Raw genomic sequence first — 13,165 nt, forward strand, 5'->3', positions numbered from 1 at the left:
ATTATTATTTTTAAAATGGAAATAATTATTTCTCTACAATCTCAATATTTGTAGCATCATATCTATAATTTACTATTTCACCAGTTATTAATAATTCAATCGATTTATTAATTATATCTAATGGAACAACAAACCATTCTCTAGGCGTTATTCTTCTTCCTTTATCATCATGAATATCGACATTTAAACATACCTCAGCGAAAAATCGTTGAATCAATTGTTCAAACTTTTGGGTGTTGAGGTTATATGTTTTATAGGCTTCAATTATTTGGACATCTGCCATTAAGTAAGTAGGCTCTTTAGCCGCATTTTTTACACGTTCTGGAACTGGAACAGTTGAGTAACCAATTTTGTATAAGTTCTTAATCGATGCAATCTCTTGATTAGTTGATTTAGATTTTAATATGTAAATCCATCCAGTTTCTAAATCATCTTCGTTTACAGCGTTTACATTATTAAATAATTCTTTTGAAGTTTCTATTTCTGTTTTTGTAACTAAATGACCATTTTCAAGTAGCTGTTTTCCAATAGACCTATAAAGCATATTACTCATTGTGCCATTTTCAAAAATTATTCTGGTTCTACCATCTTTTCTATTCTTGTCACTTACTGGCTCATCTTCAAGGGTTCTGCTTAAATCAATTTCTTCTAAGTAAAGAAGAATTCCATCTAAAACATAATAATTACCTTTTATTAGATTCTTTTCAGGATTTCTAAACTTTTTTAATGAAATTTTTCTTTCTCGTAACTGTTTATGCACTTCTTTAAACATGGATTCATATGGTAAAAAATCCTTGTCACTCATTTTTTTTCGTTGTGCTATATAATCAGAGTCAGCTCTGTCTTTTGAACTTGAAACATGCTTTAATTTAAAAATTGATAATGTTTCGTCTGTGTCTAATATTCCTAAATCATCACTGTTTAAAATATCGGCCACCGATTTAATTTCCTCTTTTGTGTTTAAGAGGTTGTTAATGTCAAAAGGTTTTAGTATTTCTATTTTTTTTCCATCTTGCCTTAATGCTTTTAATCTTGATAACAGTTTAAATTCTGTTACATTAGTTGTTTCTGGCTCTCTATTGTTTTTTTCAAAAAAGGAATTAATTTCTTGGAACGATTCAATTAATCGTTCATCTTCAGTTTTAATATTGGAGTTTTTTGGTTTTGAATCTAAAATTCCAAATTCATCGTCATTAAAAATATCTTCTAATGTCTTTTTTTTACTCATTGACTTGTGCTTTTCGCTTTTGTTCTTTTAAAAATATAATAGCTTCTGCCAAACGTTTTTCTTGTGGGTCAAACGATTGAAGACTTGGGTGTTCTCCAGTTTTAGCAATCCAATTTTTTATTTTAGGCCATAAAATAATAGCTTCTTCTTCTGTCATTTGTATTCGTGTGGCGTCAATGGTTTCTTGAATGGCCTTGAACACCGATGCGGTAACAGATTTAGATAAAATTTCAAATGCTTTTTGAAATGGATTAATGGTATCAATCAAATCAATATTTATATCATCAATATTTACAAAACTATCAGCCATGCGTATGAAGCGTTTATCACCAACCTCTTCAATAGTGCTGTTTTTTATAACAGAATCTACTACTATATGCTGGCGAACGGCCTCTACATCTTCATCAGATAATTCAGGATACGTTTCTCTAATTATTTTAGGAATTAATACGTTGTTTATTACTTCTGGGTCTACATTACCAGGCATAGCTTTAAGCATTTGGTTGTCTTGCATGATTCTAGCCTTTAAATCATTTATGTCACTTTCAATAATGTCTTTTGCTCTTTGTGAACTTGGTAATTTGAACCCTCTGATTTTTATAGTATTTCCATCATCATCTGTATCATTATCATCCTCATCTGTTTCTGGGAATTTAGGTTTAAACTTAAAATTAGGAGCTAACACTTGTTCCATAAGTAATGAAGCTGTTATAGCTTTTAACATGTTATTTACGGATAATTTTACTACATCGTCTTCTGCGTCAGGTTGCGCAATAAGATTGGTGAACTGTGCATGTGATTTGTTTTCGCTGTCTCTGGTAGCTCTGCCAATAATTTGAATTATCTCTGTTAACGAGCCTCTATAACCTACAGTTAATACATGTTCACAAAAAGGCCAGTCAAAACCTTCTTTTGCCATTCCTAAAGCTATGATGATATCTATATCTGAAGCCTTTTTAACTTTATATAAGTAGTTTTGAATTTTATCTCTTTCTTTTTGGCTATCGTTTACCAAATCTGCGATTTTTAATACTTTTCCAGTGGTCTTACTTTTAACATACAAAACTCCTGTATCGGGGTCTTGATAATCCAGTTCACCTAAACTGTCAATAATTCTATTAACCTCTTCATATTTATCTTTTGTAGATTCTCCTGAATTAACACTCGGTATATGTATTATTGTTTTTTTATTTTCATCTAATATTTCATTTATGGCTGAGGTGTAACGGCCTTGATAAAAATGATACCCAATACCCAGTGATTTTAAATAATTATAGCCGTTTAATTGTTCGTAATAATTATAAGTAACTTTAATAAATTGAGCTTCCACTTCAGGTAATAGTATTGGAACGCTATCACCCCTAAAAAATGAACCTGTCATAGCTACAATATGAGCGGTAGATTTTTGCATAATATTACTTAAAACCTCACCTAATCGGTTTGCACCATCTACCGATACATGATGAAACTCATCTATGGCTAATAAACAATCGTTTAATTGCTTTTCGTCTATGGCATCAAATGCAAAACGCAAAGTAGCATGTGTACAAATTAAGATTTGCTCATTACTTTCTAAAAATTTTAAAAAAGCTTTTACTTTACTTGTTTCACCACCAGGCGTGCAAAGATTAAATCTGTTTTTTGGTGACCAATTTGCAAAGAAACCAAAGCTCTTTAAATCTGTTAATCCAAATGAACTACCAATTGACCTTTCAGGTACTGCTACTATCACTTTTTTTAGGCCTTGATTTATCAATTTGTCCAAGCCAATAAACATTAAAGCTCTTGATTTTCCTGAAGCTGGTGGAGCTTTAATTAATAAGTATTGTGCAGTACGAGCTTCAAAAGCACGTGCTTGCATTTCTCTCATTCCTAGCTCGTTGATGCTTTTGCTTTTTCCTGTTTGTTGGTATTTTACGTTTACTATATCTGGCATAATTTTAAGCTTTCTTTTTATGTCTTAGTTGTGGTTTCTCTAACAAGGTATTTTTAGTTATCATCTTTTCGTATTCCTTAAAGAGATATTCTAACCGTTCTGTATCGCTCTCAAAAGGTTTTAAACGATAACAACGCTCTATAGCTAAATCTAATTGATGGTGGGCTTCTTTTAAGCCTTTAGGCATATTATCTGGGTCGTAAAGTTGTGCTAATGTTTTGCTTGAATGTTTTTCTCTTTCTTCTAAAATTTCAAATACATGTAGTTCGATTTGTTCTTTTTGTTTTTGAGAAATTTCTGGAAAAGGAAATGTATTGTAGCAAAGATTAGCAGAATATCTAATACGAGTTTCTAATTGGCCTCCAATAGCCCTAACCCATGTCATATGCATTTCGGAAGTTAATAAGCCAAAGAGCCAAATGTTATTTGTTGCTATAATTAAACAACTATCATGTGATATTTTATTTGAATCAAAAAATCCTATCGGTATATACTTTCTATTCTCAGATGAATGACGAGGGATTAAAATGAAATCCCTATTTGGCGGTTGAGTTATTTGTGCAAAGAGATGCGGTATTTCGGCTAAATGAGGTCTTGAAGAATTTAATCTAACTTCCTTGAGTTTTTTTATACGCTCCCTTACTAATGGCATACTCATCAATTCGTTATCCTTTATTCCTTCTAACCATAGACACCATCTTTTTTTGCCGTTCAAAAATTCATCTGCTGAAATTAATTCGAACATCCATTTTTTTGCGCTTACTTCCCGCTTTAAAAAATCATCTTTTTCTTGAGAATTAAATAATAATAATCCACTATCCGCTGGCATATTGCCAAAATTCATTTTAGGAAACTTAGAAATAGAATTCGAATTGCTTTTGATGTATACATCTTTACTATCAAGCAAATAGGCGTTTATGTTGTTGGCCTTTTTCTCTAAGCCATTAATATAGATTAACTTTTGATTACTAGATACATTTCTTAAGTTTAATATTATTACTGTAACTCCAGCATTCCCTTTGGCATTATTTGTCCATTTAAATGATGAATGAGCAAAACCTATTTCTATAGTTTTATCGAGAATACGTGGCCAAGTCAAGGCTACCTGTTCTCCTTGACAAATTGAATTAGTAGATACAAAAGCCAATTGAGCGTTAAAACCTTGAATATATTTTGCACCTATATAAAACCAACAACTCACATAATCTAAACTTTTGTAGTCCTTCAAAAAGACAAATTTCATATCATCTTTTTGTTCTTTGTCTTGATTGCGTGACCCTAAATAAGGTGGATTTCCTAAAATATAAACCTCATCAGCTAAATCTATGGTGCAAACTGTTTTCCAATCAATACGTGTCGCATTACCTTGTTTAATATGTCCTGCTTCTTTTAAAGGTAAAATAGGTTTGGCTCTCCCAAAATCATGCAATTCATCGACAAATACTTTATTCATTTGGTGTTCTGCCAACCAAAGAGATAAAATGGCCATTTCGTGAGCAAAATCATCTAATTCAATACCGTAAAATTGTGAAAGCTTAATTTCTGTAAACCAAATTTCAGATTGTTTTCCATTGAAATTGATTTTCGATTGAGGTGCATTGGAAACTATCTGATGTCCATCTTTTGTAAAATGTATTTTTGCTTGACTTCCATCAAAAATATCTGTTTGACCTACTCCATTAATTTCTTTAATAATTTCAATTTCTAACTTTCGCAATTCTTTATAGGCTATAATCAAAAAGTTCCCACTTCCACATGCTGGGTCAAAAATTTTAATTTTTGAAATTCTGTATATTAATTCACGTAACTTTCTGTCGTTGCCTTTGTATTTCTCAAATTGATTATATAACTCATTTAAGAACAAAGGTTCAATCACCTTCATAATATTAGGTACTGAGGTATAATGCATGCCTAAACCACTACGATAGGCTGGGTTTACTACAGCCTGTATCATAGAACCGAAAATATCTGGATTGATTTCACTCCAGTCTAAATCACCACATTCAATAATTATTTTACGAGCTTCTTTATTAAATTTCGGTGATACAATGGTACTTCCAAATAAACCACCATTTACATAAGGAAAATCTTTAAAGTGAGAAGCTTCATTGGTATTGTCCTTTGTGTTTAGCACTTTAAATAGCCTATCTAAAAACGTATGGGTGTCACTTCCATCTTTTTGAGTATGTTGCTCTAAGGTATCTGTAAACATCCCTTCAATAGGAAATATGTCGGTATCTTCTGCAAAAAAGCAAAAGAGTAATCGAGATAGAAATATGTTTAGGTTATGACCACCATCATCATAGATGTTTGGGTTTTCAGTAACTAAAATATCATAGAGCTTCGCCATTTGATATGACGCTTTTCTATCTGCAAAATTCTCATTTGTTTGTGCATATTTTTCTTGTCCAGCCCACGGTAAAAAGAAACCAAAATGTTTGTTGATTTCAAGAATAGGTGTGTCTAATGTTAAACCTGTTCTGGTGTCTTTAGCTAATAAAGTTTTATAATCGGTTACAATTACAAAGCGAGGATTGTGTTTTAATGAATCTACATCTTTTGTTAATTCGTCAATAGTATTTAATAACGTACCAGTTGTAACTTCTTTAAAAAGCATTTTACTTTTATAAAGTACCTCACCTTCAACTTTAGATAAATTAAAATCGCCTTTCTTTAAACGAGTAATAGAAGTTTTTGAAATACCGTATGCCTGAAGTAAATCGAATATAAACTCTTCTTTGGTGAAGTTTTTAACTAATTCAGTAACATTTTTTTCAATTTGGGATGCATTCATATATGTAATAGAATCCTTATAGTTTAACTAAACCCAAATTTAACTAAATAATATTAATGAGACTTCCTAATATCTTGAATTTTACTATTTGTTTCTTCCATGTCCTTTCTCATGTTTAACACTTTTAAATCTTGTAAAAGCTCATTCTTTTTTTCTTGGTCTTTTTCGTTGTTTAACTCAATTTGCTTCATAGCAATTTTTGTTCTTATTTCTTCTATATCCATAATTTTAAAAAATTTAATTTATTGGTCTGTGTGTTGTTAATGATTTCTTGCTTTTTGAAGGTTAATCGATAATTTAAAATAAAACCTCATCAGTAATAGCGTGTCGTTATTGGTTAAAAAAGTACCAAAAAATTATGAAAAAATTTTTTTCACATGTCTGATTGGTACTTTTTTATTCACTTTTATCACTTATTAATAAGGCAGGATACGATGACCCCTACACTCCTCACTCATTTAAATGAATTGGTTTAAAAAGTTCATTAAGCATATTATTTTCTTTTAAATAATTAAACTCCTTTAAAAGATACTTGTCGTCAAATATTGCGTTTTCTTCATATGTCATAGAAATGTAAATTTCAAGTCTTCTTTTAAGTTCTGGATGGTTATCGATATTGTCAATAACCAAATTTTTAATGTCATGTAATTCCATAATTTTTATATTAAATTAATTTTTTGTGGATTTTTAATAAGGTAATCCACGCTAGACCCTGTATTGTAAACTGGTTCGCAATAATATTTGTAATAGTTTTTTTTGCCGATATAGAACTGCATTAGCTCATATATTAATGACCTCAACTCGTTAGGTTCTGCGTCAGCTAGTATATGAACATGATTGCGATTATGTTTATCCAGTTCAATTGTGAAGAAGTAATTAACTCCTTTAGTTTTATTTTTTAAGACTGAAATTAAATACTCATGATACTCTTTGTCATAGTATTCTCTCGTTGTCCATGATATATTAGATTTCCATTCGTGACTATATATCGTAGTTGCTCTAGGTTGTTTAAGTTTAAATGCATCAAGAATGGAGTAATGAATCGAATAACTCCTACCAGTCTTTTTTATCGTGCCTTGTGGCTCATATTTTGCATAAATCTCACCTACCATGTTTTTTAAAGATTTATAGCTTATTGCTTTTAATTCAACTAAATCTTTTAGTTTATACCATCTATTATATTTTTTTTGATTTAGTTGTTTAATCAGTTTATTGAATTCTAGTTTTATATTTTCTTTATTCATATTTATTGTTATTTAAAAGACACACTTAGGACTTGTCATTTTATAATAAATAGTTTCGTTTAGGGGAAAAGTTTAAATAATTACCTCTTTGAAGTGTAAATAATTTGTAACTACTTGATATCTAATTGTATATTTTTTACAAATAATTTTGATGACCTATCAGTTTGGTTATAAAATCACCTCAACTTTGCCCCTTTAAAAGAATTTAAGCAGTTTGTTTTTAATTGCTTTAGTTGACAAAGAAATCTAGGTTGGATTCAATAACTTCAATCCATTCTCCATCTGTGTATTCAATTTCAGTTAGACTTATATTGTCATATTGTTCACATATGAAGCCTTCAATTTTTAAGGCTTCATATGTTTGCTGTTTGTCTTCGCCGTACAAACAATATGTGAAATTTTCATCTGGGACAAACAACAGATTGATTGCGTAAGCATTAAAATTCTTGAAATCTTTAAGCTGAGCCACTAGAAATGAATCATACTTAATTTCCCCATACAAGAATTCTTCTTCTAATTCTTTAACCTTGGTAATAGCTTTGTTTCTGGCTTGGATTATATCTTTTTCTTGAAAAGTATAATCAGAGCTTTTTGAACTAATAAGTCCTTTTTCATTTGCCGACATAATGTTTACTGTTACTACATATTTTTCCATAATAAAATTGTTTTATTAAGTAATAGTGTTTTCTATTACTTGGTTTAATTGATTTGAATTTGATTTAGCAAGCGATTGGAGTAAGTGCGTTGTTTACGTCATCGAGTTTGTAGTAAACACGATTACCAATGCTGTAAGCGATAAGCACTTTCTTTCGATGCCAACTATAAAGGGTAGGGAAGGAAACACCAAGCATTTTAGCCGTGTCATTACGACTAATCCATGTTGGTGGTTGTTGAGGTTGGAAATCTTTTTTGAGCTGTTCTAGCTCTTTTTTAATCGCTATAAGGATAGTGTCCGTTAGCTTTTCTTCTGTAATTTGAATAAGTTGTACCATAATATATTTTTTAAATTGTTATTATGGTGCAAATAGGAGGCGGGTCTGTTTGGGTCTAAATATTTTTAGACCCATTTATTTAAAATTATGGAATTTTTATGCTGTTGATAGGGTTGTTTAAAAATTCATTTACGTTGTGATTTGCTTCGAAAACTAGTTTGGCGATTTCTTCGTCTGATTTTAATTTTGGATATGTATTATTAAAAAGTTTTCTTGCGTTATCTGGATGAATATTCATAATTAATGCTAAAACTTTGCTTTTGCTCCTTTGTGAAGTGTCTAAATTGTGAATAATATCGTCAATACCTAATTTTTTTACTAATTGATATCTATCTAATGTATCAAATGGTGGTAAACCCTTTTTGTTTATTGGTTCTTCTTCTGGAGTATCTTCTTTATTAGAGTTGATTGCTTTCTTTATTTTTTTAAAAAATAATTCACCATTCTTTTCTTTAATTTCAAATCCTAACTCATTAATATTTTCTTTCAAATAATTAAGTTTTTTCTCGTTTTCGAGTTTGATTTTCAATCTATTTGTTTCGAATAAGAATGGATAAAAGTCTATAAATGAAAAATGGTCGTTAAATAATGTTCTATGAAAGAAGATGCTTTTATTCTCGGTGTTAATTGAAAATTTATTTTTTTGATAGCTAAAATGATAGTTATATTCATTCTTTAAGTATTGTAATTTGTCAGATTCCCCTGTAATTGTTTTAAAATTCCAAAAAAAGGATTCAAAGTAAAACTTATATGTTCTTAGAGTTGAATAACAAAAAAAATAATTATTTTCATCAGAAAACTTTAATAAACCTTCAAAAGCCAAATTAACTTTCAATTTTAAATCTCTTATTTCACCTTTATAAATATAAATTTGATTAGCTAAATTATCTCCCTTATCTTTTTCAATATCTTTTATTTGTTTTTGATATGATATCAGCAAGTTAGTTAGCTCAAAAATGGTTTTGTAATATTTTAAAATTGTATCCTCAATAATTTTAATTAGGTTTTCATCTATAATTAGATTCTCGATATTTTCTTTGTTTTCCATTTTATTTGTGAAATAATTCCTAGCTAATTTAATAACAATTATTCAGTTATTCTTATTTAAAAAAATGATGTTTAGAAATTTTTTGAGCACGCTCTAAATCATCAACTTTTATATAGCTATAAAAAACTTTCTCAGTAGAATGTCCAGAAATGGCCATAATATCTATGGTTGGCATTCCGCTCTTATATGCGTTGGTGCAAAAGCTTCTTCTTCCTGTGTGGTTTGTTATTAGTTCGTACTTATGATAATCAGTTTTTTGTTTTATGCCACCTTTAGTGATTTCTTTTTGAATAATTTCATCTATTTCTGCAAGTTCACCAAGCTCTTTTAAACAATAGTTTATGTGTTGTTCCGTCATTTTTTTAGGTGGTTTACCTTGATGTTTCTTTAATATACTTTGTACCACAGAATTAATTGGTATAGTTAATCTTTTTGAGTTTTTTTTAGTAACTAATGAAATGTAACAAGACCCTTTTTCTGTAATAATATTTTTTGAGGTTAGCGAGTTGAAATCCGACACTCGAAGTCCAGTGTTAGCACTTATTAGAAATAAATCTCTAGCGTTCTCTAATCTGCTTCTGGTAATAACAAAGTCTTTATTTATTCTTTTTTTCTGAAAATTAGATAAATCTAATTCTTGTATTCTTTTAAGCTCATCTTGGTTTAAGTAAATATTAAAAACTTCTTCAGTCGGTTTTTTAAAATATCGTTTATTAAAATCTAGATTATTGTGAAACCCTTTTTCGTAACTAGCATTCATTATGGTTTTTAGAATTTTAATTTGTGTGCCAATGTAGTTCAATGAATATTCGCTGTCGTACATAAAACTTAAAAATGCATCGTAAAATTCATTGTTTATTTTGGAATATGTTAGGTTATAATGTGTGTCATTAAATTTTTCTAAAATGCTAAAAGCGTTTCTGTAAGTCTTTGCCGTTCCAGAGCCCATAGGCTTTCCTGTGGTTACTAACGGGTTAATTTGGTAATGGTCAATAAACCAACTGTAAAACGGCAATAATTCTAAATGTTGAGGTTTGTCATCATCAATTTTTATTCTGTTTAAAAAAATATTCAATTCATTTTTAAGAATTTCATTGTCTACCTCAACGCCTTCTGTAATAGCTAAACGAGTATAAGTTTTTTCGAGAAACGATTGTATGTCGGTTAGTTTGTTATTTACATCATTCTTATGAATCTCTGAAACTACATTTTTAATCCGCATTTTTTCATCATCCCAATTTTTTGCATCTAAAATTTCTAGGCCAGTTGAGTATCTTAATCTTCTATCTGTACCATAATTAAAAAATAATTGAATTTTAGCGGATTTGTCAACGCCTTTTCTGATTTTGAAAGTCAGTTTTGCCATGGTTCATAAAGTTTATCAAATATAACATAAAAGTGACACAATTAATGTTTTTTATGTCATTAATTGTGTCACTTTTATGTTTACCCAGCATTATTTGATTTTGCCTAACTTTTTAGTTTAATTTTTATAATCCCTCTAAAATCAAGCAACTTCAAAGGTTTTTTAAAGGCTATTGTTAAAACATGAAATATGTAAAATAAACACATTTGGAATCCAGTCGAGGTCACAAGAATAATAAAAAGCTTTCATATTATTGAAAGCTTTTTTTTGTTTACATCTTTTTTTATTTCTTCTCGAGGTAGCATTATATTTTAAGATTTATAACTTAGATTTATCTTCATAATCATTCGCTTTTTTGTAAATTGTTTGGCTGATTTTTGGCAATATAATTTAAACAAAAAACAATGATAAAACATTCTATTCCAAAACCATTTATGGTTTTATTTTTTATTACAATTATGGTCTTTCAAAGTAAAGCACAGAGTGACAAAAATGCCTCAGTTACTAATTTGTTATTAGCAGAATGGACAGGTCCATATGGTGGAGTGCCTGCTTTTGATAAAGTTAAAATTGAAGATGTAAAATCTGCAATGTTGTTGGGGATGGATTTAAACTTAAAAGAAATAGAGGCTATTGCTAATAATAGCAAGTCTCCAAATTTTAAAAATACCATTGAAGCCTTAGAAAAAGCAGGGGAAGAGTTAGACAGAGCTTTTACCTATTATGGAATATTAAGTAGTAATATGTCTACTCCAGAATTTAGAGTTATTCAAACTGAATTAGCACCATTGTTCTCAGATTTTCGTTCTAAAATAACGCAAAATGAGAAACTATTTAATCGTATTAAACAGGTTTATCAGGCTTCATTGAAAAAACCTTTAGAAGCAGATCAACAACGTGTTGTAGAACTTACATACAAGGAGTTCGAAATGAATGGTGCCGAATTAGACAAAATAAAGAAAGAGCGATACGCAGCGATAAATAAAGATTTAGCATCGTTATATACCAAGTTTTCAAACAATGTTTTGCATGACGAAGAAAATTACGTAACGTATCTAACCCAAGATCAACTTGGAGGATTATCCGATGGTTTTATAAAGTCTGCTGCAAAAATTGCAACAGATAAAGGGCGTGATGGTGCATACGCTATTACGAATACTAGGTCTTCTATAGATGCATTTTTAACCTATTCTACCGAGCGCGAAATACGTAAGCAAGTTTGGACTAACTATTATTCTAGAGGTGATAATAATGATGACTATGATAATAAAAATATTATTGCTGAAATACTAAGGTTACGAAGAGAGCGTGTACAGTTGTTGGGCTATAAAAATTATGCCGAATGGCGATTACAAGACAGAATGGCGAAAACACCAGAAAAGGCAATGGCTTTAATGGAAGCCGTTTGGCCAGCAGCAATAGCCCGAGTTGCCGAAGAGGTTAAGGATATGCAAGCGGTTGCCGATAGCGATGGAGATAACATTACTATAGAGCCATGGGATTATCGTTTTTATGCCGAAAAAGTTAGAAAATTAAAGTATAATTTAGATTCTGATGAGGTTAAGCAATATTTGCAACTCGACAAATTAACAGAAGCCATGCATTATGTGGCAGGCAGATTATTTAACTATAAATTTACACGAGTTCCAGAAAATTCGGTACCTGTATTTAACGAAGATGTAAAAGTTTGGGAGGTTACTAATATTGAAACCGGAGAAAATGTTGGGCTTTGGTATCTAGACCCGTATGCCAGAAAAGGCAAACGCTCTGGAGCTTGGGCAACAACCTACAGAAGTCACACAACATTTAACGGCAAAAAAAATGTATTAGCGTCTAATAACTCAAATTTTGTAAAGCCAGCACCTGGAGATCCACTTTTGGTTTCTTGGGACGATGCAACAACCTTCTTTCATGAATTTGGGCATGCGCTTCATTTCTTTTCTTCAAACGTAAAATATCCGAAATTGAATGGTGGTGTAAGAGATTATACAGAATTCCAGTCGCAATTATTAGAGCGCTGGCTATCTACTAACGAAGTAATTCAAAATTATTTAGTACATAATAAAACAGGTAAGCCTATGCCAGCAGAATTAGTTGCAAAAATCAAGAATGCGGCTACGTTTAATCAAGGATTTTCTACAACCGAATATTTAGGATCGGCAATTATGGACATGAAATTTCATCTCGCAGATCCAACAAATATTGATGTGGATAAATTTGAAAAAGAAACACTTGCAAGTTTAAAAATGCCTAAAGAATTGCCAATGCGTCACCGTTCGCCTCATTTTGGTCATGTGTTTTCAGGTGAAGGATATGCCACAGCATATTATGGTTATATGTGGGCAGATGTGCTTACCTCAGATGCTTCTGAAGCGTTTGCAAATGCTCCAGGAGGATTCTATGATAAAGAATTAGCTGAAAAATTAGTAAAGTATTTATTTGCACCAAGAAACTCAATCGACCCTGTTGAGGCATATCGTTTGTTTATGGGACGCGATGCGAAAATTGAAGCGCTAATGCGCGATAGAGGATTTCCAATCCCCACAAAATAAAACAA

At 30.6% G+C, this 13,165-nt stretch carries 11 protein-coding genes; 1 reads left to right on the forward strand and 10 read right to left on the reverse strand.

The genetic code is table 11. From position 1 onward, the window contains the following. Window positions 1–25: 25 nt before the first annotated feature. The 10 genes from ACFQ0I_RS15115 to ACFQ0I_RS15160 form a co-directional block, all read right to left on the reverse strand. Window positions 26–1,228 carry a GIY-YIG nuclease family protein gene (locus ACFQ0I_RS15115; protein ID WP_379943683.1) on the reverse strand — a complete coding sequence of 401 codons (1,203 nt, stop codon included), beginning with the start codon at window positions 1,226–1,228 and terminating at the stop codon, window positions 26–28. After that, complete coding sequence (locus ACFQ0I_RS15120) at window positions 1,221–3,164, reverse strand: DEAD/DEAH box helicase (protein ID WP_379943685.1); 1,944 nt, start codon at window positions 3,162–3,164, stop codon at window positions 1,221–1,223. The genes ACFQ0I_RS15115 and ACFQ0I_RS15120 overlap by 8 nt, the downstream gene beginning before the upstream one ends. Window positions 3,165–3,168: 4 nt before the next feature. Beyond that, on the reverse strand, window positions 3,169–5,958 hold the full coding sequence (locus ACFQ0I_RS15125) for a class I SAM-dependent DNA methyltransferase (RefSeq protein ID WP_379943687.1): 2,790 nt from the start codon (window positions 5,956–5,958) through the stop codon (window positions 3,169–3,171). Between the two features lie 53 nt (window positions 5,959–6,011). After that, window positions 6,012–6,182 (reverse strand): hypothetical protein, encoded by a 171-nt coding sequence (locus ACFQ0I_RS15130; protein WP_379943689.1) that lies wholly within the window; start codon window positions 6,180–6,182, stop codon window positions 6,012–6,014. Window positions 6,183–6,408: 226 nt separating this feature from the next. Further along, on the reverse strand, window positions 6,409–6,612 hold the full coding sequence (locus ACFQ0I_RS15135; protein WP_379943691.1) for a hypothetical protein: 204 nt from the start codon (window positions 6,610–6,612) through the stop codon (window positions 6,409–6,411). Window positions 6,613–6,617: 5 nt separating this feature from the next. Further along, window positions 6,618–7,202: a hypothetical protein gene (locus ACFQ0I_RS15140; protein WP_379943693.1), complete on the reverse strand. Its 585-nt coding sequence runs from the start codon at window positions 7,200–7,202 to the stop codon at window positions 6,618–6,620. A 229-nt stretch (window positions 7,203–7,431) separates the two neighbouring features. Then, window positions 7,432–7,857: a hypothetical protein gene (locus ACFQ0I_RS15145; protein WP_379943695.1), complete on the reverse strand. Its 426-nt coding sequence runs from the start codon at window positions 7,855–7,857 to the stop codon at window positions 7,432–7,434. A 64-nt stretch (window positions 7,858–7,921) separates the two neighbouring features. Then, window positions 7,922–8,194, reverse strand: coding sequence for a helix-turn-helix domain-containing protein (locus tag ACFQ0I_RS15150; protein WP_379943697.1), 273 nt, complete (start codon window positions 8,192–8,194; stop codon window positions 7,922–7,924). 85 nt (window positions 8,195–8,279) lie between these two features. Continuing rightward, window positions 8,280–9,242: a hypothetical protein gene (locus ACFQ0I_RS15155; protein WP_379943699.1), complete on the reverse strand. Its 963-nt coding sequence runs from the start codon at window positions 9,240–9,242 to the stop codon at window positions 8,280–8,282. A gap of 52 nt (window positions 9,243–9,294) precedes the next feature. Further along, window positions 9,295–10,608 (reverse strand): site-specific integrase, encoded by a 1,314-nt coding sequence (locus tag ACFQ0I_RS15160; protein WP_379943701.1) that lies wholly within the window; start codon window positions 10,606–10,608, stop codon window positions 9,295–9,297. A 458-nt stretch (window positions 10,609–11,066) separates the two neighbouring features. Here ACFQ0I_RS15160 and ACFQ0I_RS15165 point away from each other — a divergent pair, with 458 nt between their 5' ends. Continuing rightward, on the forward strand, window positions 11,067–13,160 hold the full coding sequence (locus tag ACFQ0I_RS15165; RefSeq protein ID WP_379943753.1) for a M3 family metallopeptidase: 2,094 nt from the start codon (window positions 11,067–11,069) through the stop codon (window positions 13,158–13,160). Window positions 13,161–13,165 lie beyond the last annotated feature (5 nt).

Source organism: Mariniflexile aquimaris (assembly GCF_042676825.1).
Classification (GTDB): domain Bacteria; phylum Bacteroidota; class Bacteroidia; order Flavobacteriales; family Flavobacteriaceae; genus Mariniflexile; species Mariniflexile aquimaris.